Genomic DNA, 22643 nt, shown 5'->3' with positions numbered 1-22643 from the left:
AATAACAAAAAAATTGGAGGTCCTACTTATGATCAGATCGTCCGACCAATATATTGAATGTATGGCTGATAATCAACGGATCGCTCTGCCTATTCATGGGGTACAGGAAATTATCCGTTTTGAGTTATTTACCCCTACCCCACAATCCGATCCGCAAGTATTAGGAACGATTAGTTGGTATGGAAATACATTGCCTGTGGTTCGTTTGCAGACCAATCAGGCAACCAACCATACTAATGAACGTGCACAAACATCAGCTACAGCGCGCATTTTAATATTACGCCAGTATAATCAAGCTATCTTAGGCTTATATGTAGATCGAGTATGCAGAATCGCAACATATCCTCAACATCTATGGATAGCTACGTCTACATACCCTTGGATTACACGTTGTGTAGAAGAAGACTACACGCATATTTCACTATTGGATATTCATTGCTTGAATCATACATTCGGTCTTACAACGACTCGATAAGATCACCTGCAAGTAAAGATGCAGGATTGCCTGTACGTTGATACGCGGCAACTTCACCAGCATGACCATGTAAATGCACACCAAATGTTGCGGCTTGTATGCCGCTTAATCCTTGAGCTAGCAATCCTACGATGATACCTGTTAACGCATCTCCAGACCCGCCTGTAGCCATTCCCGGGTGTCCGGTAGTATTTACGAATACTTGTCCTTCTGGCGAAGCAATAACCGTTCTAGCGCCTTTGAGCACTAACGTAATATGATGCTTCATTGCAAATTCACGAGCAATGCCGATTCGGTCACGCTGTACTTCCGGTGTAGAGATGCCTGCTAATCTAGCCATCTCTCCCGGATGTGGAGTTAGGACAGTATCGGCTTTTCGTTGTTGCCATGTAGATAATCCATCTGCTTCAGCAATCATATTCAGACCATCTGCATCTAACACAAGCGGTTGTTCGGTTTGCTCCCATAGCGTCTGCAACCATGCTCCATCCTGTTCAAATCGACCTAGTCCTGGCCCTATCGCTAATACATCACATTTTTCTGCCAATGTTAAAATCGATGTTGCGCTTTTATATTCCCATTTCCCTTCTGCTCCTTCTACCGCAGGAGCAAGCATTAATTCAGGTACATGCCCTGCAATATGGGGTAACAATGCTTGCGGAAGCGCCCATGTCACCAGTCCGCTACCGATACGTAATGCGGCTCGGGACGCAAGTAACCCCGCCCCACTCATATTCATACTGCCGCCTATAATAAGTACATGTCCGTAGGTTCCTTTATGTCCATCTACTGCCCGAGCACGTTCAGGATCGACTTCCAAAATATCCTCCAACACTTGCTCTGTGACCAAATGAGTATCCACTGCTAGCTTTTGAGCAGTAAACCGAGGAATACCAATATTACGCACAACGACATCGCCTGCTACTCCTGCTCCCGGGTATTGCACTAATCCACGTTTGAGAAAAGCAAGGCTTACACTTAATGATGCTTGAATACAGGTATCTGCTACTTCGCCGGTATCTGCATTTAGTCCACTTGGAATATCTGCTGCGATGATTGGCTTACCACTGCAATTCGCCGCATGGATGATCGCATCGTACGGTGCACGTGGTTCTCCTTGACTCCCTGTACCCAAAAGCGCATCCACAATTCCTGTATACCCTTGCCAGCGGGATTCAGTCTCCCATTGTTCACTCCAGATATCCGATACAATACCAGAATATTGCGCTGCATCACGCTGGGTCGCTGCATCACCTGTTAATTCTGCCGGATCTTGAGCATATAGCACAGTCACTTGAATACCCGCATCTTGAAGGTAGCGAGCAACGACTAATCCATCGCCTCCATTGTTTCCTTTGCCGACAAGAATAAGCCAGTGTTGCTTATGATTTTGAACGTTCCATGTATAGTCGTTACGAATCTGTCCTACTTTTGACAGACTTTTGCCAAAAGGAATATCTGCTTGTTCTTGCTTGGAATTATTATTCCAATGAATCACTTCTTCAGCGATAGCTTTGCCAGCACTCTCCATCAGAGATAAAGCAGGTATTCCTAATTTTTGAATCGTATGTTGATCCAAATCACGCATTTCTTGTGCGGTCACAATATACATTATCTATTCGCTCCTCTATAGCTCAACGTGATGACGTTTGGCTTTGTTGATTTACTTTTGCAATCTATTTACTATGTATTAACCGTATTTGGCGCATAACAAAAACACCGCCTACCCAGACGGTGTTCTGATCAAGTATAGCAACAGCTCTATACCGTTTAGTATGCGACTGTAAAACGAGTGCGTGTAAATAAAGGATCAGCCACTTCATCAAATAAAGCTGCTGCATAATCTTCTACCGAGATGCGACTTGCTCCATCATCATCTGTGATCAGGCGATTGGTTCCGATACGGAAATTACCTGTCCGTTTGCCCGGTTCGATCCAACTTGCCGGACTGATATACGTCCAATCCAGATCGCTCTGGCTATAAATTTCGTAAGCATCGACATGAGCTTGTGCCAGCGGTCTAATTTCTGCTGGAAAATCAGGTGTATCCATCAAGCGCACACCCGGTTCTACTTCTAGACTTCCTGCACCACCAACGACTAGAAGACGCTGTACTCCTGCTCTTTTCATCCCTTCTACAATAGCACTCGCCGCTTCTGTTAGTTCGCCTTCATTTCCAAATTGAGGGCCATACGCGTTGATTACTACATCATGTCCTGAGACAACCGCTTCTACACTAATCGGATCAAGTACATTTAAGCTTATACCTTGTAGACGTTCTGTATTTTTATCGATTTTGGAAGAATCACGAGTAGCTGCTGTGATCTCATATTTACGTCGTAGTCCTTCTTGTACAAGGCGTTGTCCGATCGTTCCGGTTGCGCCAATAATAGCTATTTTCATTTGTGGTTCCATCCTTTCCGTCATGAGCGGTCTTTTCTTTTACATACCCGACTCAGCCGATGATGATTCAGTATTAGTTCTGGATCGCTTGACGAACCTGTTCCATTTCCTGCAAATCAGTTGTCACCTGCTTGAGTGTAATCTTTTCTAGCTCATGTTCCATAGCTCGCTGTGCCCGTTGAAATACGGTTTCAAGTTCTGCTTGAATATTACGTCCAATATCGCAATTGGGATTCGGATTCTCGTGAATAGCAAACAGCTCATCTTTGGCATCATTTTGTGCTGCACGATAAATATCCAACAATGTAATTTCAGACGCAGGACGTGTCATTTGCGCTCCAGCTACTCCTGGCTGAGTACGAACAATACCTGCTTTGGCTAATTGACTAATCATCCGCCGGATCACAACAGGATTGGTATTCACACTTGAAGCAATCCATTCTGAAGTGATATGTCCATCACTTGCATCCAATAATGACAATGTGTGAATAGCCACAGCAAAACGGCTATTATATGCCATACATGTACACCCCTTCTTTATCTTTTTATAATCATTTGATCAAGTTATATGAGACTCATCTATATAAGAATGATTTTTGTGAAAAATAAAACCAGCACTACACTTCAAAAAGCATCTTATTTCAAGCACTTATATACTATAGTATACATCAAAGAGTTATACTTCTAAAAGAAAGTTACTCTGTTGTACAAAGAATTATTGTCACGACACTTATTCTGTAATAACCATTTTGGTTAAGGATAAGATGTACGCACAAAAAACGATATATGCAAGTACGGATGATAGCTAAAGGAGTGAATCTGTTGGATTGGTCTATGTTACTGCGTTCTCATGCTCTCGGATTATATATGGTCGGGATGATAGGACTGTTGGCTTTTGCAGTTGTGTATGGATTTACAGCCAAGCAACGTAAATATAGAGATGATGAACGTATGCGCCGGATTCAAAATAGTCTCGATCGATTAACCCGGGCAGCCGGAGAAGTCTATCCAGCTATTATGAACAAAAATCATAGTGCTCATACAAATCAAACTGCTTTCCCTGTTCCTGCAGAAAGTGTACTGGCTTGCAAAGCCGCTACGTATGCTTCTGATGAATTGTTAGAGCGAATTGATCAGTATATGGAAGAACGAGATCGTAAAAGTCTGGTGTTACTTTATCGTACGTTAGATAGTGATATTCGCCGCTTAACTCGTGAGCGCAAAATGGTACTTGCTCGTGGTGAACATCCACGTTGGGGATTATTGTTATGGCTAACGATTCGACCAGCTATCCCTTTTATCGTTATTATTGCAGAATCATTATTACTATGGAATCTATGGCATGATCTATCTACCGCTATGTCTGTGCAACCTTCTTCTGTAGCATTATTTGCTATTTTGCGCTTTATCTCTTGCACAGGAGCTTTGATTGTACTGTATGCTGTTATTACGGCTGATTTTCGTGAAAATGCGCGCAGATTGGTATTTATTTGGTTAGCTTTGTTGATTAGCGGATTATGCTTTATACATATATTCAGTCTTCAAGCCGCTCCTTATCTACTGATTGCCCAGATTCTTATTTTTGTGACCGGATTCCGTTTTACCCGGGAACCCAAGCGCAAAGAACGTCCTTTTGTAGGCGAATACGAATAAGATTATTATCGCAAGCAAAAACACTTCAGTTATAGAGCAGATACAGTCTGCTTATACTGAAGTGTTTTTTATTATAAAGTATGATTTATAGCGTATTGATTGCTAGTGATGGTATAACGTCAATCAATCGTTTATTGTACACCAGGTTCTGGTTGTTCAGCCATTACACATACTGGACGACTCAGTGTTAATTCATTGCCTGTGATCAACAATTTACCTGTATCCGCTTCAATCGCAAATTGTACAATATTGTTGCTATCCTGATTGCTGACGAGAATATATCCACCCGGTACGACAGCAACATTACGTGGCGTTTCTCCTTTGACAGGTACCCATTCGATAGGCGTTAATGCACCGGACATTTCATCGATATTATAATGCACCAGACTGTTATGCCCACGATTCGAAGCATAGACAAAGCGTCCACATGGAGAGATACGAATATCTCCGCCTGTATTTTCACCTGTAAAGTCTTCTGGCAATGTCGATACATGACCAATAATCTCTAATTGACCATCTTCCGGATTACGACCATATGCTGTTACAGTACTATTCAGCTCATTGATTCCATAAGCTAATTGTCCGTTAGGATGGAAAATTAAATGACGGGGACCTGATTCCGCGGGTAGCTCAGTAGCCCCTTCTTCTGTTAATGTCCCATTATCTTCTAACCGATATGTAAATACCTTATCCAACCCTAGATCAGATACATACACATGATGATTATCTAAAGAAGCAACAGCGGAATGTGGATGTGGCGCATCTTGACGATCTGGATTAGTGCCACTTCCGGTATGTTTGACTTCACCTTTCATTTCAGCCAAAGCGCCTTGATCCCCTATAGCAAACACATTAACATTAGCACCTGTATAATTCGATGCTACTAAATGCTTACCATCTGGAGTCAATTGCACATAACAAGGAGCGCCTCCACCTGTAGACTTGCGATCTAACAAATGAAGTTCACGCGTCTCTGGATTGATTGTATACGTTAAAATTTCACCTTCATCTTTTTCACTAGCGGCATATAATGCAGTGCTGTCTGTTGATAATGCAAGATACGAAGGATTTTCAATACCTTTGATCCCACCCACCAGACGCAATTCACCTGTATCTGTATTCATTACTGCGGTCTGAATACCTACTTCTTCTTCACTTGCATACGTACCGATATAGAACCAGACTTCATTTTCAAAAACAGACATGATTATATCCCCTTTCAGATCATCAACTGGATAAAGACTTCCTCTATCTTATAACGACCCCGAGAAGGGATTGAATCATTTATCTAGCAATTCGCCGGAAAATCAGCTTCAATAACGGTGGTACAGCAAGAAAAATAAACAATGTTCGAAATAACTGATAACAGCTTACGGTCGCGATATCTGCACCTACTTCATGTGCAATAATACTCATCTGATCCATACCGCCTGGCGCCATACTCAACATTGCTGTAGCTGGAGATACGTGGTGCCATTTCATCAATATAAAAGCAAGTATGCATGCAAATAGCAACAGCACAATCCCACTGCCGATTGCTAGACCAATCATCTGTATTTTGTTAGTTAACAGTTCAGGCTTGAGCATAAGACCGATAGAACTACCGATCAACAATTGAGCGATATCTAACATCGCAGACGGTAACGCTGGTGCAGAGATACCAGCAAATTGAATCATCGCAGTAGTAATCATCGGTAACAAAATAAAAGCGGTTGGAAAATGAATCTTTTTCCCGAGTAGCGCCATACCTGTACATGCTATAGCAAATAAAAAGATATTGGGAAACAGCCCACTCCAACTGGCTGTTGAATGTTCTAACGCCTGTGTCACCATATCCATATCCACACCGAAAATAGGACTAAATATCAATAATGGTACAAAAATAATAATCATCATTAAGCGAGAAACCTGAAGAAAAGTAACGACTGTGATATCGATTCCTTTCACTTCTTCGGCTAGAACCACCATCTGGGTTAAGCCACCTGGAATACTACCTAACAAGACGGTAGGAAAAGAAACACCTGAAATTTTGAAAATGATATACGCTGTGAGCAAAGCAAATAAAATCAGCAATGTAGTCAAGCCGATCATAGAAGGCAATTGTCCGCCAATCTGTTGCAAGGTAGCCGCAGTCAATGATAATCCAATCGAATAACCGACAATAATCATACCTGCATTACGCGCTGCTCCCGGCCATAGCGGTGGCATCGAAGGCCATAATTTAGAACCGATGAAAATAATAATCATCGGTCCTAGTAACCATGGAATAGGTAAATGAGCCACTTTAAATAACAATCCACCGATCAAAGCAAGTGCCAGTGTATACAACCATCTGATCCACGGCTTGGGCTTAATCACGAAGGATTCACTAACTCGTTAAGTCGTTGTTGAATATCTCCTTTAAACAATCCACCATGATAACAAACGATCGCTTCGATCGGAAGCTTCTGAAAAGCTCGCAAAGAATTTGTCGCTTGTTCCATATCTAATGTAAATGATGGATTTGGACCGTGTAATTCACCATTTTCTACAATCAGAGCATCTGCAGCGATAAGTGTTTTACTAGCGATATCATAAAAGCTAGTATGCCCTGGCGTATGTCCCGGTGTATGTATTACTTGTAGTCCTTCACCGAAAGGCAGAACTTCATTTCCTTGTAATACATGGTTCACATTTTCAGGTGTATCGGTTGAAAATGCGCTACGAAACGATTTTTGGATCGATTCTGGAAATTGTTCTAACATAGAATTAATTCGTTCAGGATTCGCTTTGGAAAAAGGTTCTGTACCGTTAATAGCACCTACATTTTGCGCATGAGTATACACATCTAACGTACCTGAAGCAGCTTCTAAAAATTGTGGAAAACTTCCAATATGATCGAGATCATCATGAGTCAAAATCACCGATTGAACAGGATAAGCTGGATCGATCTGCTCAATAATCTTGTCGTAACAACCAGGCACTCCAGTATCAAACAATACAGCTTGATTGTCTGCATAGATAACGACAGGATGAATCACCATTTCATGTTCACCCATCGGTACTTTAATTTCTAACATTTCGATATGATCTGCAATTTTCATAAATAACCCAGAGCCTTCAATAAGAACTCTGGTTCACCTCCTTATTGTGTATAAATCATAAAAGTCACTGCTTCTTATATCCAACCATTATAGTCCGTTCTCAAACAGCATATATTCGGTTACGCCCTTGATGCTTCGCTTCATATAAAGCTTCATCCACTTTATCGAGCATCAGATTAGACTTTGTATCTGGAAAAGTAGCTACACCAATAGAGACAGTAATTGCTAATAAACGATTATTCGGCAATACAAATTCATTTTGTTCGATCAAGACACGTAATTTTTCAGCGATATGAATAGCATGATCACGAGTACATGAGTTCAAAATAATAATAAACTCTTCGCCACCTTTACGAGCGCAGACATCCCCGGAGCGTACAAAATCTTGAAGCAATTCTCCGATTTGAGACAATACTGCATCTCCACTACTATGCCCGTACGTATCGTTAATTGCTTTGAAATGATCGATATCTAGCATCAATAACGACATATTTTTTTGATGGGATTTGGCATAATTCAGCGTTTCTTCAAATAAAGCTTCAAAAGCACGAGGGTTATGCAATCCTGTTAGATGATCTCGATTAGCCAACTCTTTGAGTAATACAAATAAATGATTGGAACGTGTAAGATACACAAGGATAATATACGTAAATAATCCGCCTACCAAAAATACAATTAAAATCGTAATAAATTGCCAGAATATACGGGTCTGTAATGTAAAATAAAACAAAATAGAAGGCAAAATCATCGAGCAACAAATAATGATCAACCAGCGGCTCAAAGATACCCGATAATCTCCTTTAAGCAAAAAGGAAGATAAAATCCAGGCAATCATAACAATACTTGCTCCTACAACTAATACGTCTATATTACCATATTCAAAAAACAAAACGCGACCTGAGATAATAATCAGAGTTGCAATCAGACCGGCTACACTACCTACCGTATAGACAGCTCCGATAACTGCAAGTGCTCTCAAGTCAATCAGTATATGACTTTCAGGTAAATGAAATCCCCATAAAATAAGAACCAAACCAAATAATCCATACGTTATACCTGCTAGACTGATAAACAGTCGTTTACGATTTTCAAATTTATTACGAATTTTATTTAAAAGCAAATTGCCTAAAAATAAAAAGGTTGATGTTAATGTTAAATTGTTAATTAAGTCAATCGCCATAAGATTTACTTTCACATCCTATTACATTTCTTTTATGCTCTATCTTATATTTCGACATATAGCGCTAAAAAGTTCACAGTAGTGAGCCAAATTTAACGCTATTTGGATATTTAATTGATAAATATAGAAAAAGCCTGGCAATAAATCGCCAGGCAGAGCATATAAATAGGAATTTTTTTAATTTAGAATGAGTTTTTGATAATAGCTTCACTTAAATCAAAACGTCCAGAAGCATAAGCAGGTTTAGCTGCTTTACCTACACTGATTAAGATGGTAGGAATATAACGAGCCGGTACATTGAAATGTTCTACAAATTTATTTTTATCGAATCCACCCATAGCACAAGTATCATAACCAAGTGCTTTTGCTGCAAGCATTAAGTTCATCGCTGCAAAAGAAGAATTGATATTCGCGCTATCGCGTGCTACTTCTGCACTTTGATAAGCTCCATTAATTTGACCTACTAATGAATCACGAATTTCTTGAGTCATTGCTCCTGCTTCAACAGCTCCATCATAGATTGTTCCTGCATTTTTGTTCGCTTCTAGATCACCTAGAATAGCAACTACAAAAGAACTATCTGCTACTTGAGATTGGTTGTAAGCGATTGGCAACAATTCTTGTTTTTTCGCTTGATCATCAATCACAAGGAATTTCCAGTGTTGTAGGTTCCAAGCAGAAGGAGCATCATTAGCAGCTTGCATAATCGTATCTATATCTTCTTGTGGAATTTGGTATCCTTTTTCGTACGATTTTACAGAATGGCGTTGCTCAATAACCTGAATAGTTTCTGGCTTAATTGCATTAGACATGGGTGTATTCTCCTTTTGGATGGGGGTTTATAAAACATATCAACTAACATAATTTCATTTTTGAATTAAGTAATATTTAGTAACTATCTATATAATTCATTGTTATTGTAATAGATATACTAACAGCTTGTCAACATATGTTAAATAGTATGAAATAGGCTCTTTACTTTAGTAAAATCAAATAAGCTCTCATCCAAAATCTTTTGTAGGATCTAAGGATTTTTGATGTAGAGCTTATACTATATTTAGTTATTTTTGTAACGTGTCTGCCCAGTTTTTGACCCATTGCAGTAAACGGATATCTTGACCTTTGCCTGCAATAATAGATAAGCCTATAGGTGCTCCTTGTAAAGTAGCTACAGGAATAGTGATCTGTGGCAGACCGGATAGACCAGCAATACACGATAATTGCATCGTTTGAGAACGACGACGTTCATTCGCTTCTCCTTGAATATCCAATGAAGGGGCTGAACTTGTCGCTGTTGGCAAAACAAGTAATTGATGAGTGTCTAACAATTGATGCAGACGCTCACTAACTTGCTGTTTGAGAGCAAAAGAATGTTGATTCTCTTCTGCACGCAAAGTCGAAGCCCAATCAAACCGATCTGCTATATCTTTGCCAAATACAGGCTGTGCTGTTTGAATCCATTCTTCATGTTCTTGCCAGATCTCTAGCGCTTGAATCGTGCGGAAAGCGGTCATCCATGCAGATAATCCTTCAGGAGCAATTTCTGTCCATGACGTGCGACCGTTAGTGCTTGTCATATGATAGGTGATCTGCTCCAACGATTTTTGCAAAGCCTCACGTGTCTCCGGTTCTGCCAGAGCCCATGCTTCTTCTGGAAAATAAATATGATCAAATGCAGACTGCTCTGCCTCTTCTTCTGAATCATGGATCAATACTTTGCCGACTTCTAATAACACATCGGCAGAATTAGCCATCCATCCCACTGTATCAAACCCCGGTGCAAGTGGAATCACTCCATCAATAGGAACCAGACCATGAGTAGGACGCATTCCATAAATGCCACAATACGACGAAGGAATACGCACCGAACCCCCTGTATCTGTGCCGATAGCGAAATCTCGCAGTCCAGCTGCTACTGCTACAGCAGAACCGCTCGATGACCCTCCTGGAATCCGATCTGTCGCTTGTGGATTCGTAGGAGTGCCATAATGTATATTTTGTCCATTCAAACTATACATCAACTCATCGGTATGAGTCGTTCCTTGAAGCATAGCTCCTGCTTCGAGCAATCGCTGGATCGCCGATGCAGTCTGCGTTGCAGGTGAATGAGTACGTAACCAATCTGGATTACCTGCGCTAGAAGTATGACCTGCAAGTGCAAATACATCTTTGACTCCGAACGTCCATCCCGATAATGGCCCTTGTACCGCTAGAGGCGAAGATGAAGTCATCGTCAATTGTTCATTCATAAAGGCATTCCATGTTGATCCCATATCTATTCCTCCTACCGATAACACTTCTGTATATCACTACATCACTGCGTAAGCTTTGTGTAAGTGAATTTTGATTTTTATGTTGAAAACGATTTTTAATCATTATATATTTAAACATATCGTAAATGAAAGAGTTATTTTTTGATCAAAATGAAATAAAATAAACGATAGATATTACATACAAGGAGGCACACTTATTTATGAACCACCACCGTTCTACATCCGATAATCAACCGGTTGATATTGATGAGATCGATCGCAAAATCATTACGATTTTGAATAAAAATGGTCGCATCTCTTATACCGATCTTGCTAAAGATATTGGGTTATCTCGTGTAGCTGTGCAAGCACGAATTAATGCGTTGATCGAAAATGAAGTGATCGAACGATTCACTGCTGTGATTAATCCTGCCAAAATTGGGATTACGGTTTCTGCCTTTTTTAATGTAGAAGTAGAGCCCAAGCACCTACAAGAAACGGCTGATCAATTAGCAGAAGAACCTTTTGTAACCAGTCTTTATCATATGACAGGTCCGAGCAAATTGCATATGCATGGATTATTTATGGACAATCAAGAAATGGAATCGTTTCTTAAAGACAAATTATACAATATGCCTGGTATTATGAGCGTGGACTGTCAAGTGTTGATCACCCGTTACAAAAGCCGGATGGGAATGAGGTTGTAATACATGAGTACTGAACCGACAACACCTTCAGAACATAGCTCAACTGCTCCTTCTTATCATAAAGCCACTTATCGTGAATTATCATGGGCCATGGTGCGTACCGGTATTCTCGGTTATGGCGGAGGGCCTTCGGTTATGCCACTGTTCCGCTATGAAGCAGTTACCCGTTATCGCTGGTTAAGTGATGATGAATTCGGCGAAATTCTAGCGCTTGGGAATGCATTACCCGGGCCGATTGCGACCAAGATGGCGGCATACCTGGGTTATCGTGGCAAAGGAGTTATAGGCGCTATTCTAGCAGTCATCGCTCATATTCTCCCTTCTTGCCTGGCGATGATCGTCTTGTTATCTGCGGTGTCTTACTTGAGCCATTCCAAAATCATTCAAGGAATGATTGCTGCTGTAGTGCCTGTAATTGCTGTTATGCTCGGTGTTATGGCGTATGAATTTGGTGAAAAAGCTGTAAAAGGGCTAGGAATCAAAGTAGGGATTGGACTGTTTATCGTTGCTTTTATTTTACTGCAACTATTGAGCGTTCATGCCGCTATAGTGATTGCATTATTTTTAGCATATGGAGCGGTTCATTTCAAATTTGTACAATGGTTAAAAGATCGACGCAATCCACCTAACCCGCCTGTGAAGAAAACCGAAGGCGGTGAGTCTTAATGCATACGTTCACGATTGAATGGGTCGAATGGTTGCGGTTATTCTGGGGGTTCTTTCTAGCCAATGTACTCGGTTATGGTGGTGGCCCTGCTTCTATTCCGTTGATGTACAACGAGATTGTCACCCATTATCACTGGTTAGACGATAAGACATTTTCGAATGTGCTGGCACTTGGGAATACACTTCCTGGGCCGATTGCAACCAAGATTGCGGCATTTGTTGGTTATGATGTATCTGGGATAGGCGGTATATTTATTGCGTTATTCGCAACGATCGTGCCTTCTGCGGTTGCATTGATTTTACTGCTTAATCTATTGCAAAAATACCGTACTTCTCCTGTAGTCAAAGGATTAACATTACTTGTTCAGCCTGTTATCGCTGTAATGATGGCTGTACTGACATGGCAGTTAACCGCCGGTTCTTTTGTTTCTATCGGAATCTGGCAAAGTCTTGGTATTGCTGTCGTCGCCTTCTGGGCGATGCAAATCCGTAAAATCCACCCTGCTTTTGTGATTCTGGCGGCATTTGTCTATGGAGCATTGGTACTTCCGAACTTTATTTAATAGCTCCTCCAACCATATTCAATGTGCAAAAAACGACTGTATCTTATCTACAGTCGTTTTTGTATACCTATTTATATTATTAATCTGCAATATTACTGTTATCACTTACTCCGCTGATACTACCTACTTTGCCTTGTACCGGTGAACCGTCGCCATTACTTGCAAATTGAAAAGCATAGCCGTAATTTGTATTCGCTTTGAATTGTTGCAATTGATCCGCTGTTAGATAGGCACCTACATACGTGTAATCTACTTTTTGCAAATTCCCTTCATATGTCCATGCTTTAGCAAAATCAATATCATAATTCAATGCTTGTAGACGTTTTACTTCTGCTTGTACTTCTTTGCTATTGGTATCTAAAGGAGTTCCATTTGAGAATAGATCGATCTCTACAAAATACTTCACATCTTGTCCTGCATGTTGATCCAAAGCCATTTTTACTGTTCTAACGTATAGTTTTTCTCCGTTAGTTGGTGTGGCATAACTTTCAGATACCATACTTCCATTATTCGGCTGAGTCACAGGATTAGACCCTTTTTCTTCATGTGGCAATACATCAATCGTAGTTTGTTGACCTTTCATTTTATCCTGTGCACTTTTGTTCAGATAGTCTAATGCATCATAAAGAATAACGGCTGCTTCTGCACGTGTAATTTCTTTTTGCGGGTACAAGTTTTTGCTTCTATCCAGCTTCACGATACCAAGTGCAATCGCTAATTGAGAGGAATCCAACATAGCAGGGTCTAATTTGTCGATATCTTTGATATCCGGTGTAATCACATCAATAGCTGGCATTTTTCCTACTGTTTGTAGGGCTGTCATCACATAATCGATATATTGTTCGCGTGTAATCTTTGTTGTAGGATTAACAGATTTAGGAATATCCACACCGTTTTTATAAGCGTCGCGAAAAGCATCGGTATACCATGCATTGTCTTTAACAGATGGGAATACTGTAGATAACTTTTGATTATCTTTCAAAGCAATTACGCCTGTTTTGGCATCTAGCTTGAATCCTTTTACGATAAACTGAATCGCTTGTGCCTGTGTTAAAGAGGATTGCGGAGCAAATGCTGTATCACTTAATCCATTCAGAATTTGTTGGTCGTGTAATTTCACAATTTTGTCTTGCCCGTTTACCCCTTTCAAATCTTGAAACGATGATGTTGTAGCAGCAAAAGATACACTTCCTAGCGATATTGATAAAATAGATGCAGATAAGATTGAAGTTACGATTTTTTTGTTCATTTTGTTTGTTTTGTTATTCATGGTAATTCCTCCTCGAATGTTTGAATCATAATGGCTTACACTATAAAAGACGACGTTTAGCAGATCAGGTTATTTTTGATTTCAATTATTTTTTAAAATTTATATGGATACCTTGATCAGCAGATACAGGCGATCCATCTCCATTGGTGGCAAAGTGGAATACATATCCATATTGAGTATTGATAGCAAAGTTTTTCAATTGATCGGCTGTAAAGTAGCCAGCGATATACGAATAATTTACTTTTTGTTGATTGCCTTGATATGTCCATGCTGTCGCATAACCAACGTTATAATTCAGCGCTGTCAGACGTTCTAACTCAGCTTGAGCTTGTGGACTGTTGTACTCTACAGGGTTCATATTGGCAAATAAATCGATCGCTACAAAATACTTCACATCTTGCCCGGCGTACTTGGTTAATGCTTGTTGTACTCCTGCATCATAGACTTTGCTTCCATTGGCTGGTGCAACCGTACTGCCTGACAAGACATCGCTTGGAACCCCTTCTATATTTTGAATAACAGTTCCAGATGCAGTGTAGATCTGACTTTGTTCATTCCATACACTGGTAGCCATAAAGGCGATAATAACAGCCGCCGCGGCAAAAGCAACAGCGCTAGACCATTTCAGCCAATAGGTAGACTTCGGTTGACGGCGTGCTTCATATCGAGTCAATAACTCATCGTCAATCTGACCGATAGCACGATACAGTTGTTCACTATTCATAGATAGATTCCTTCCTCCATAAGATAAGCTTTGAGTTTGGTACGCGTTCGAAACAGACTGGCTTTGACATTGTTTTCTTTCATAGCAAATTGCTCTGCGATCTCTGCTTGTGACTGACTATACCAATACCTGGCTAAAAATAAATTGCACTCCCGTTCAGGTAACGTATGCAGAAATCGATTGATCGTTTGACTCAAATCTTTTTCCAAAATAGCTTGTTCCACATCATGTTCGGAAGGAATACAATCATCCAGTTCACCTAAAATAATAGTCATTTCGCCACCACGCTTTTGAGCTTTTTTGGCTTTGAATTTATCCAGTGAAAGATTTCTGGTGATTCTGCCTACAAAAAAAGACAGTTTATTCGGTCGTTGCGGAGGGATCGCATTCCATGTACGAAGCCATGTATCATTGACACATTCTTCCGCATCTTCAGAATCACTTAAAATGTTATAAGAGATCGTATAGCAATATCTTCCGTACTGACGGGAAGATATTGCTATAGCTGATTCGTTACGTGTCATAAACAGTTCTACAATTTCGTTATCCTCCACCTGTATGCTCTCCTTTGTTATAAATACGCCCTTCACTTATACAGACGATAAATAAAGGGTCAGGTTATTTTTGAATATAAAAAAATATTATTAATTTCTTACTCCTTACAAATGTAATATAATTCCAATCAAAATAAAATTCATTTTGATAATTGGTATCTGATTGTAGTGTTGCTATTTATATGTAACTATTTTCTTTTTACTATAAAAAGAAGGATAATTCTGTCTTGTAGCGAATGCTACCGTTAGGCTTACGATGCCAAATTAAAAGTACAGGAGGGATTATTTTTGAGAAAAAGCAAGTCGCTTGGCGTAATTGTTGCTATGACGGGGTGTCTGTTGTTATCGCCATCGACAGGATGGGCAGCAGAAGCAATGGATTCAGATATCCAAACGATTATTGAAGGCACAAGCACCAATTGGGATAGCCATTTGATTGGAAAAAGTCTATACAGCCCTTATGCGGTAGTGGCTACTCAGTTGGGCGCTCAAGCCACATGGAATGCTAAAAAAAATGTATTAACATTGACCAAAGGAAGTACTACATTCACGTTACATGAAGAATCTGCATCTGCTACGACCACCTCACCAGCGCACCATACACTACAGCTTGTAGGGGATAATGTACTGGTTCCTGTACGTGCGGTTTTCGAAGCTTTTGATTACAAAGTGGTCTATACTCCTGCTACTCGCTCTGTAAATATACAATCAGCGTCTACAGAGACCAGCAATCCTAATCCTAGTGTCACTTCAGACACTTACCGATCCGTATCGATTCTGACAGACCTTGATCCAAGTACAGCGACAGGGCTACGGATTGAAGGCGTGATTGCTAATGAAGATAACCAAGTGTTCACTGTTGAAATGGGTAGTAAAAAGTTATATCGCATCGCCGCAGATACCGGGCAGATCGATACATTGACTGAACTGCCACGTTCAGGTACAGGTATGGCGTTAGATGCTGAAGGTAATCTGTATATTGCAAGCGGAGGCGAAGAAGGTCTTATTTATAGAATCAATGAAGAAGATTTATCCAGTGCTGCTTTTGATTCATCCAAAGTGGAAACGTATGCGAGTGGTGTGCCCGGAGCAAACGGATTAGCTTTTGATCGTAGTGGTAATCTATATGTTAGTGGCGGAGCGAACGGAGCGATCTACAAAGTATCTTCTAATGGACAAGTAAGTACGTATGCAAGTGGTATCTTGCCTACACGAGAAGAGCAAAAAATCGTAGTGAATGGTATTGCTTTTGGCACTGATGGGCAATTATATGTTAGTAATACCAGTTCTGGAGAAGTAAATCGCTTTGCAATCAACAATGATGGTTCTTTAGGTGAGCGCCAACTTGTTGCTCAAAGCCCGCTATTATATGGAGCAGACGGCTTGAACTTTGGCCCTGATGGAGCGATCTATGTAGCGGCTAATGAACGTAATGCTATCGTACGCGTAAGCCTGAATGGACAGGTCAGCGATATCGCTAGCAATAATAACAATGGGCCTTTAGAATTCCCTGCCAGTCTTCATTTTGTAGGAAATACATTATATATCAGTAATTTTGATCAACCACGTGGAGCCAATAATCCGAATGATCTCGGTATCGGCGCTTCGATTGCAACGATTGATTTCAGTCAATAATCTGGTTCTGGATCACATAACAAATACAAGCCTAACTGCTTATTCGATAGGAGCAGTTAGGCTTGTATGATGTTGCACTCGTACATGATATACGGTTATACGATAAGTATCTACAGACTATTTAGTCTGTAATATTGTCATTATAGTATTCAATAATATCTTTACGGCGAATAATGCCGAGGAATATTCCTTTGGTATCTGTCACAGGTACAAAATTCTGATCTGCGGCAAGCGATAACATATCTTCCATTGCGGCTGTAATAATAACACTTTCATTGCGAACATGCTTTTGAATATCATAGACAGGAATCTCACGCATTTTTTCAAAATCAAGATTGCATGTATTTTTGAGTTTCCATAATAAGTCCCCTTCAGAAAGAGTACCTACATATCGTCCAGATTCATCGATAATCGGCAATGCTGTATAAAAATGACTTTCTAATATTTCTAATGCTTCAAACATCGAGATTGTCGAAGGAATATAAGCGACTTGTTCTTTCGGCAGTAAAAAAGAAGAGATTTGCATCTGCTGTAGACACTCCTTTGGCTATAAATTGTGATGTATATCTATTAAAACATACATATGACTAGATGTGAAAGCGATTGCAGGTTGAGATTTTGTAACTATTTGATGAGATTGAAGCAATCATTCTATTTATTTATACTATAGTAGATAAGACAAAATGACACCCGAGCTATACTCAAGCTCTAGAAATGAGGTTCTTGTTATCATGATCTATCATGCCCATCAAATTATAGAAAAGATCACAACACTACTTCAGAAAACAACGATCTATAATCAACAGCACCATATGAAATGGGTACGTGCTCCTTTTTTCGATCAAGAGCGATTTGAACTTTCTCCGTATGTTCAGATTACAGACGAAGGATATGTATTACAAATGTACGAACGCAATGTGCAAATGCTCAACAAACTTACGACCGATGTAGATGATGTGGTGTACTGGATTTTGGAAGATACGATTCAACTGATTCTACATACCGATCGATTACAGCGTCAACAGGATTCTTTTCATACAACTACAGATGAAATATCTATTGCAGAACAAGCCAATCAAGCCTTTTCTGAAATAGGTGGAATCTATGAACAATGGCATCATCAACATCGTCGCAGTACATTAGAGACGCCGTAGATACATCATAATCACTACTAGAAGAGTGTATAGCACGCAAAAGGATCTTGTCTCTACAAGATCCTTTTTTGGCTAACACCAAACAACGTTAGATCGTTTGCTGATCTTTGCTCATAGTAGGTACAAGAGATTTGTGATCGATAGGAGAAGAAAGTGTGATTAACGTGGTGTATGAACCGTGGCTGGTAATGCAATTTTCGAACGGTTCCAAATCCATAATAGATGAGGTCACCACTTTGATCAAATAATTGTAATCTCCACTAACTCGATGACATTCTACGATCTGAGCCGTCTCCTGACAAAACTGAACAAACGATATTCCATCATTCGCGCGGAATAAATAATACGCTGTTGTCAATTTGCCAATCTTATCCGGTGCAACTATGGCTCTATATTGCTGAATCACTCCACTCTCTTCCATCCGACGTACTCGTTCCGTTACTGCTGGTTGAGACAGCCCTACTTCTTTCCCTAGTTCGGTCATTGAAATACGTGCTTGGGTTTGTAGACAGAGTAGAATATGTTGATCCACCTGATCCATGAATGTTCACTCCTTTAATTTCAAGGTTATATCGCTAAATAAATTTAAATCATGATGCATTTAAGCGAAATAAATCGGTTGTTATATGTAGTATTGCGATAATATCATATAAAATGAATAGAGTAAATCATAACTATAAATAGCTCATAACAAAAACACCTTCATACTTCAGTCGCTGTAGATCTACTTCATCCTGTTCAGTCGACGTTACAAGCAGAAGGTGTTTGTATCATTTACAAATTACTCATGAGGCGGGGTATCTTCTTTAATCCAATCCACTTGAATAAAATCTTCATTAAGCTGTAATTCAGCTTCTCCAAGTCCATTTTTTTGCAAAGTTGTTTTGACAGTATCTTCATTTTGCATCGCTACAACCAATCCTGTACTTTTCGTATCACTATGGATTAAGTTCATTCCTAACTCTAACAACCGTTCTACACTAAATGGCTTTTGTAAATAGCGCTCATTCGATGTCTCGGCATAATTGTCCGGCTGATCTAGTGCTGACGAGATAATCACAGGCACATGACGATACGCTTTGTCATTTTTGAGCGCTTGAATAAAGTCCCATCCATTTTGCGAACCATGTAGCTGTACATCGACCAGACACAATAAAGGCGGTTGCTGACTATACTCTAGAGCAAGCAATGCTTCTTCTGCGGTATCCATACGCAAAATTTCGTAATTTTGTTCTTCAAACGTAGCCCCAATCAGACGAGCTAGATTTTCATCGTCTTCCAGTACCACAATTTTGTCATCCAGTGCACGCAGATGGAATTTGGGCAATTTAATATAAAATGTACTGCCTTGACCTAATATAGAATCGAAATACACTTCTCCGCCTAAGTCTTCTACGATTTCTTTGACAATCGCAAGCCCTAAGCCTGTGCCACCGATCTGACGACGATCTGAATTGTCTACACGATAAAATTTACCAAACATATGAGGCTTGGATTCTTCGGGTATACCCAGACCATAATCTTGTACGGCTGCAATCCAGTGCGTATCTCCATCCACTAAGCGAACATCGACACGTTCTTGCCCCGGTGAATACTTAATCGCATTACTAATCAAATTATGCATAACCTGTGTAATCCGATCACTATCTGCGCGTACCAGACATACTCCTTCAGGTACATCAATTCCAATCGTATATCCTTGTTTGTTATCCCATTGTTTGGCTACACTTTGCACAATCGGATTCAGATCAAATGGAACCAGCGTGTAATTTTGCTTGCCTGATTCCATCCGTTGGAGATCCAGAAAATCACTGATTAGATTGGATAAGCGATTAGCTTCTCCATGTATCGTTTCCATATATTTTTTCGCTTTTTCCGGTTTGACTTCACGATGAAGCAATATCTCCACAAATCCCAAAATACTCGCCAGCGGAGTCCGTAATTCATGCGAGACAATACTTACAAATTCATTTTTCAATTGATCCGCTTGTTCTTCTTCGGTGCGGTCGCGGAATACAAATAGATGATAATTTTCTAAATTCATACCTTTGATCATATTCATATACATTTCCATATAATAAATAGATCCGTCACGTCCTTGGAGAGAGAACTGCGTTTTCCACTCTTTGCTTTCTTCGGTCAGCAACTGCTGAATCTGCTCGCTCAACATCGTGTGTTCTACTGTATGATGATCCAGATATTCTGTGAGTGAGGTAATATTAGCGCCTGTGATCAGTTCTGGATTGACACGACTTACCTGTTGATTGCAAAATGAAATCGTTCCTTGTGGATCGCAAAGTACCAAGCCTTCATGCAGAGAATCGATAATTTGCTGAATCGTATCCCGTTGCTGCTTGAGCATCCGCTTTTCCAATTCCAACTCTGTATTAAGTTCTTCCAAACGAACACTTTGCTTGCGCCGCTCTTCACTTGCAAGTTGCGCTTGATATGCCAGTCCAAATTGTCCGATTAGTCCTTCTGTCATCAATTTATCTTTGATATGCACCATCAGACTACCGTACGTTGTAAATAGGACAAACCCCAGTACATTCATTTCTTCATTAAAAATAGGATAATAATGATCGTCTGCACGTTCATATCCTTGATGAACTCCTTTTTCTTCGGTGCTGAGAGTACGGCTACGCACAATAGGAGACTTTTCTTCTAATACTTGTAATGCGGGCCCAAATAAATGATCAATAGCTTCTCCATGTATCGTATGTGGCCATCCAATCGAATACATCATACGTGAAGAAGCAGGGTTGCCGATCTCATCTTGAATAACCAGCATCAGAGCATCATGACGTGTTGCTTGCATCAACGCACGCAGACTGCTTTCTAAAAAGTCATTCATCTGCGCAAAACCCGTTAGTTTTTCTTGATACGAATTGATCCATTGTAACTGTGTCTCACGCTCGGTCAACCGTTCCAAGATCGTTTCCTGCTCTTGTTGTTGCATCATAATTTCTTCATTCTGAGCTTCCAATTCGTCGTGTTGTTCTCCCATTTGACGCAGACTTTCTTCCAGTTCTTGATGGCGTTCTTTCAACTGATCACTCATATGATTAATACCAGCAACAAGCCCACCAATCTCGTCCTGCGAAAAGGTATTTTCTAAATGAATATATTCCCCTTTACTTATCCGCTCTACTGCTTGCTCCATCTGGGCGATCGGATGAATAATCGATTTGCGTAAATAACGAATCAATATAACAGCAGTTCCCAGTCCTAACAAAATCAACACCAACGGTACAAATAGGATCAAAGAATTGATACGTTTACTTTTGGCAATCAGATCGTTCACTTCTTGGCGTTCAATCTGCATTAACCGATCTAATTCGCTATTGACCGATTGCACCAGAGAAGTAGTGATCGTCTGTGAAATACGATTGATTTCAGTTTGATTATTTTGCTGTTTGAGTGCTTGCATCACTGGAAAATAGCTAAAATATTCTGTGCTTTTGCGTGATAATTCATCCAGACGTGAATCTTCGGTCTGAGCTTTTTTAAATGTATCCAAACGCTTTACAAATTCATCGCGACTTGTCTCGGCTTCCAATAAAAATTCATTGCGATCATAAGCCAGATATGCCCGGAAATCAGACACTGCTGTACGATAATCTTCATCCATATCTTGAATCTGATTTTGCTGATTAAGATGTGTATTGATATCATTGGTAATATCTGCGGTCTGTTGCTTAAAAAACCACTCAACAGCAAAAATGATAATGCCAAACACCAAAAAAAGAACAATCGTCCATAAAGCGACCCGGCGTGCCAGACCCCCGCGGGCTGGATTCATTATTCATCGCCTCCACTGGCTGACAGTAATTCTTCGGCTGCATCCATCAATTGTAGCGGGCTAAATGGCTTGGACATATATAGAGATACTCCTGCTTGCTCCGCACGAATCCGATCTTTCTCCTGTGCTTTGGCTGTCAGTAAAATAACAGGCTTTTTCGCATTGACTCCGCCACTTTGACGTAACCATTCGCAGACTTCGATCCCTGTAGCTTCAGGCATCATATAATCCAAAATAACAAGGTCAAAAGGGTGACTGGATAGTTTGTCTTGAGCTTGCTTACCATCTTCTGCTTCGATCACATTGTACCCTTCATCTTCCAACGTTTCTTGTAGCAAAAATCGTAAAGCTGGTTCATCTTCTGCGATTAAAATTTGATATGTTGTCATTTCACTGTATTCCCCTTTGGTGTAACAGATTATCGAACATGATACAGATCTGCCGAGCGAGTATACTTTGATTTATCTTCTTTACATTTTACTATATTTTACTATTTCGACAAAACAGCTTTTTATTGTTGTA

At 40.1% G+C, this 22643-nt stretch carries 23 protein-coding genes; 7 read left to right on the top strand and 16 right to left on the bottom strand.

Features of this window, described 5'->3' with window-relative positions:
* Positions 1-28 precede the first annotated feature (28 nt).
* Positions 29-475 (top strand): chemotaxis protein CheW, encoded by a 447-nt coding sequence (locus PQ456_RS02155; RefSeq protein ID WP_273614652.1) that lies wholly within the window; start codon positions 29-31, stop codon positions 473-475.
* Here the strand turns inward: PQ456_RS02155 and PQ456_RS02150 are convergent.
* From PQ456_RS02150 to PQ456_RS02140, 3 genes are all read right to left on the bottom strand, one after another.
* Positions 459-2087: an NAD(P)H-hydrate dehydratase gene (locus PQ456_RS02150; RefSeq protein WP_273614651.1), complete on the bottom strand. Its 1629-nt coding sequence runs from the start codon at positions 2085-2087 to the stop codon at positions 459-461. The genes PQ456_RS02155 and PQ456_RS02150 overlap by 17 nt on opposite strands.
* Positions 2088-2245: 158 nt before the next feature.
* Entirely contained in the window at positions 2246-2878 is a 633-nt protein-coding gene (locus PQ456_RS02145) for an NAD(P)-dependent oxidoreductase (RefSeq protein WP_273614650.1), read from the bottom strand.
* A 73-nt stretch (positions 2879-2951) separates the two neighbouring features.
* Positions 2952-3398 carry an Rrf2 family transcriptional regulator gene (locus PQ456_RS02140; protein WP_273614649.1) on the bottom strand — a complete coding sequence of 149 codons (447 nt, stop codon included), beginning with the start codon at positions 3396-3398 and terminating at the stop codon, positions 2952-2954.
* Positions 3399-3700: 302 nt separating this feature from the next.
* On the opposite strand from PQ456_RS02140, the gene PQ456_RS02135 reads away from it, so the two are divergent.
* Positions 3701-4531: a hypothetical protein gene (locus tag PQ456_RS02135; RefSeq protein ID WP_273614648.1), complete on the top strand. Its 831-nt coding sequence runs from the start codon at positions 3701-3703 to the stop codon at positions 4529-4531.
* A 131-nt stretch (positions 4532-4662) separates the two neighbouring features.
* On the opposite strand, the gene PQ456_RS02130 is transcribed toward PQ456_RS02135, so the two are convergent.
* The 6 genes from PQ456_RS02130 to PQ456_RS02105 form a co-directional block, all read right to left on the bottom strand.
* Entirely contained in the window at positions 4663-5736 is a 1074-nt protein-coding gene (locus tag PQ456_RS02130; protein WP_273614647.1) for a lactonase family protein, read from the bottom strand.
* A gap of 79 nt (positions 5737-5815) precedes the next feature.
* Positions 5816-6889, bottom strand: a complete 1074-nt coding sequence (locus tag PQ456_RS02125) for an AbrB family transcriptional regulator (protein ID WP_273614646.1) — start codon at positions 6887-6889, stop codon at positions 5816-5818.
* Positions 6886-7614, bottom strand: a complete 729-nt coding sequence (locus tag PQ456_RS02120) for an MBL fold metallo-hydrolase (protein ID WP_273614645.1) — start codon at positions 7612-7614, stop codon at positions 6886-6888. The genes PQ456_RS02125 and PQ456_RS02120 overlap by 4 nt, the downstream gene beginning before the upstream one ends.
* 100 nt (positions 7615-7714) lie before the next feature.
* Positions 7715-8794, bottom strand: a complete 1080-nt coding sequence (locus tag PQ456_RS02115) for a GGDEF domain-containing protein (RefSeq protein ID WP_273614644.1) — start codon at positions 8792-8794, stop codon at positions 7715-7717.
* A 182-nt stretch (positions 8795-8976) separates the two neighbouring features.
* The gene (locus tag PQ456_RS02110) at positions 8977-9606 is read right to left on the bottom strand and encodes a nitroreductase family protein (protein WP_273614643.1); all 630 of its coding nucleotides are present in this window, start codon (positions 9604-9606) and stop codon (positions 8977-8979) included.
* 249 nt (positions 9607-9855) lie between these two features.
* Positions 9856-11067 (bottom strand): amidase, encoded by a 1212-nt coding sequence (locus PQ456_RS02105; protein ID WP_273614642.1) that lies wholly within the window; start codon positions 11065-11067, stop codon positions 9856-9858.
* Between the two features lie 200 nt (positions 11068-11267).
* On the opposite strand from PQ456_RS02105, the gene PQ456_RS02100 reads away from it, so the two are divergent.
* The 3 genes from PQ456_RS02100 to PQ456_RS02090 are packed head-to-tail and all read left to right on the top strand — an operon-like array spanning position 11268 to position 12982.
* Positions 11268-11753: a chromate efflux transcriptional regulator ChrS gene (locus PQ456_RS02100; protein WP_273614641.1), complete on the top strand. Its 486-nt coding sequence runs from the start codon at positions 11268-11270 to the stop codon at positions 11751-11753.
* A 3-nt stretch (positions 11754-11756) separates the two neighbouring features.
* Complete coding sequence (locus tag PQ456_RS02095; protein ID WP_273614640.1) at positions 11757-12419, top strand: chromate efflux transporter ChrB; 663 nt, start codon at positions 11757-11759, stop codon at positions 12417-12419.
* Positions 12419-12982: a chromate efflux transporter ChrA gene (locus PQ456_RS02090; RefSeq protein WP_273614639.1), complete on the top strand. Its 564-nt coding sequence runs from the start codon at positions 12419-12421 to the stop codon at positions 12980-12982. The genes PQ456_RS02095 and PQ456_RS02090 overlap by 1 nt, the downstream gene beginning before the upstream one ends.
* Positions 12983-13061: 79 nt before the next feature.
* On the opposite strand, the gene PQ456_RS02085 is transcribed toward PQ456_RS02090, so the two are convergent.
* From PQ456_RS02085 to PQ456_RS02075, 3 genes are all read right to left on the bottom strand, one after another.
* Entirely contained in the window at positions 13062-14252 is a 1191-nt protein-coding gene (locus tag PQ456_RS02085; RefSeq protein ID WP_273614638.1) for an S-layer homology domain-containing protein, read from the bottom strand.
* A gap of 85 nt (positions 14253-14337) precedes the next feature.
* A complete protein-coding gene (locus PQ456_RS02080; protein ID WP_273614637.1) occupies positions 14338-14976 on the bottom strand; it encodes a hypothetical protein in 639 nt (212 codons plus the stop codon).
* On the bottom strand, positions 14973-15530 hold the full coding sequence (locus tag PQ456_RS02075) for an RNA polymerase sigma factor (RefSeq protein ID WP_273614636.1): 558 nt from the start codon (positions 15528-15530) through the stop codon (positions 14973-14975). Before PQ456_RS02075 ends, PQ456_RS02080 begins: the two co-directional genes overlap by 4 nt.
* Before the next feature lie 288 nt (positions 15531-15818).
* Here PQ456_RS02075 and PQ456_RS02070 point away from each other — a divergent pair, with 288 nt between their 5' ends.
* Positions 15819-17165: an SMP-30/gluconolactonase/LRE family protein gene (locus PQ456_RS02070; RefSeq protein ID WP_273614635.1), complete on the top strand. Its 1347-nt coding sequence runs from the start codon at positions 15819-15821 to the stop codon at positions 17163-17165.
* A 121-nt stretch (positions 17166-17286) separates the two neighbouring features.
* On the opposite strand, the gene PQ456_RS02065 is transcribed toward PQ456_RS02070, so the two are convergent.
* On the bottom strand, positions 17287-17691 hold the full coding sequence (locus PQ456_RS02065) for a CBS domain-containing protein (protein WP_273614634.1): 405 nt from the start codon (positions 17689-17691) through the stop codon (positions 17287-17289).
* A 205-nt stretch (positions 17692-17896) separates the two neighbouring features.
* Between PQ456_RS02065 and PQ456_RS02060 the strand changes: the two genes are divergently transcribed.
* Complete coding sequence (locus PQ456_RS02060; RefSeq protein ID WP_273614633.1) at positions 17897-18319, top strand: Imm63 family immunity protein; 423 nt, start codon at positions 17897-17899, stop codon at positions 18317-18319.
* Positions 18320-18407: 88 nt separating this feature from the next.
* Here the strand turns inward: PQ456_RS02060 and PQ456_RS02055 are convergent, their stop codons facing one another.
* From PQ456_RS02055 to PQ456_RS02045, 3 genes are all read right to left on the bottom strand, one after another.
* Positions 18408-18860: an Lrp/AsnC family transcriptional regulator gene (locus PQ456_RS02055; RefSeq protein WP_273614632.1), complete on the bottom strand. Its 453-nt coding sequence runs from the start codon at positions 18858-18860 to the stop codon at positions 18408-18410.
* A 240-nt stretch (positions 18861-19100) separates the two neighbouring features.
* Positions 19101-22121, bottom strand: coding sequence for an ATP-binding protein (locus PQ456_RS02050; RefSeq protein ID WP_273614631.1), 3021 nt, complete (start codon positions 22119-22121; stop codon positions 19101-19103).
* Positions 22121-22510, bottom strand: coding sequence for a response regulator transcription factor (locus PQ456_RS02045; protein ID WP_273614630.1), 390 nt, complete (start codon positions 22508-22510; stop codon positions 22121-22123). The genes PQ456_RS02050 and PQ456_RS02045 overlap by 1 nt, the downstream gene beginning before the upstream one ends.
* Positions 22511-22643: the final 133 nt, after the last annotated feature.

Origin of the sequence: Paenibacillus kyungheensis (genome assembly GCF_028606985.1) — a bacterium.
GTDB classification, from domain to species: Bacteria; Bacillota; Bacilli; order Paenibacillales; family Paenibacillaceae; genus Saccharibacillus; species Saccharibacillus kyungheensis.
The sequence above is the reverse complement of the archived record's forward strand: the minus strand, read 5'-3'. Positions and strand labels throughout refer to the sequence as shown.

Bases quoted from the DNA above. Each gene is read 5' to 3' on its own strand.
- PQ456_RS02045 (WP_273614630.1), bottom strand. From the start codon at position 22,510: ATGACAACATATCAAATTTTAATCGCAGAAGATGAACCAGCTTTACGA.
- PQ456_RS02110 (WP_273614643.1), bottom strand. From the start codon at position 9,606: ATGTCTAATGCAATTAAGCCAGAAACTATTCAGGTTATTGAGCAACGC.
- PQ456_RS02085 (WP_273614638.1), bottom strand. From the start codon at position 14,252: ATGAATAACAAAACAAACAAAATGAACAAAAAAATCGTAACTTCAATC.
- PQ456_RS02050 (WP_273614631.1), bottom strand. From the start codon at position 22,121: ATGAATCCAGCCCGCGGGGGTCTGGCACGCCGGGTCGCTTTATGGACG.
- PQ456_RS02140 (WP_273614649.1), bottom strand. From the start codon at position 3,398: ATGGCATATAATAGCCGTTTTGCTGTGGCTATTCACACATTGTCATTA.
- PQ456_RS02150 (WP_273614651.1), bottom strand. From the start codon at position 2,087: ATGTATATTGTGACCGCACAAGAAATGCGTGATTTGGATCAACATACG.
- PQ456_RS02100 (WP_273614641.1), top strand. From the start codon at position 11,268: ATGAACCACCACCGTTCTACATCCGATAATCAACCGGTTGATATTGAT.
- PQ456_RS02120 (WP_273614645.1), bottom strand. From the start codon at position 7,614: ATGAAAATTGCAGATCATATCGAAATGTTAGAAATTAAAGTACCGATG.
- PQ456_RS02145 (WP_273614650.1), bottom strand. From the start codon at position 2,878: ATGAAAATAGCTATTATTGGCGCAACCGGAACGATCGGACAACGCCTT.
- PQ456_RS02080 (WP_273614637.1), bottom strand. From the start codon at position 14,976: ATGAATAGTGAACAACTGTATCGTGCTATCGGTCAGATTGACGATGAG.
- PQ456_RS02060 (WP_273614633.1), top strand. From the start codon at position 17,897: ATGATCTATCATGCCCATCAAATTATAGAAAAGATCACAACACTACTT.
- PQ456_RS02155 (WP_273614652.1), top strand. From the start codon at position 29: ATGATCAGATCGTCCGACCAATATATTGAATGTATGGCTGATAATCAA.
- PQ456_RS02055 (WP_273614632.1), bottom strand. From the start codon at position 18,860: ATGGATCAGGTGGATCAACATATTCTACTCTGTCTACAAACCCAAGCA.
- PQ456_RS02115 (WP_273614644.1), bottom strand. From the start codon at position 8,794: ATGGCGATTGACTTAATTAACAATTTAACATTAACATCAACCTTTTTA.
- PQ456_RS02095 (WP_273614640.1), top strand. From the start codon at position 11,757: ATGAGTACTGAACCGACAACACCTTCAGAACATAGCTCAACTGCTCCT.
- PQ456_RS02090 (WP_273614639.1), top strand. From the start codon at position 12,419: ATGCATACGTTCACGATTGAATGGGTCGAATGGTTGCGGTTATTCTGG.
- PQ456_RS02130 (WP_273614647.1), bottom strand. From the start codon at position 5,736: ATGTCTGTTTTTGAAAATGAAGTCTGGTTCTATATCGGTACGTATGCA.
- PQ456_RS02065 (WP_273614634.1), bottom strand. From the start codon at position 17,691: ATGCAAATCTCTTCTTTTTTACTGCCGAAAGAACAAGTCGCTTATATT.
- PQ456_RS02105 (WP_273614642.1), bottom strand. From the start codon at position 11,067: ATGGGATCAACATGGAATGCCTTTATGAATGAACAATTGACGATGACT.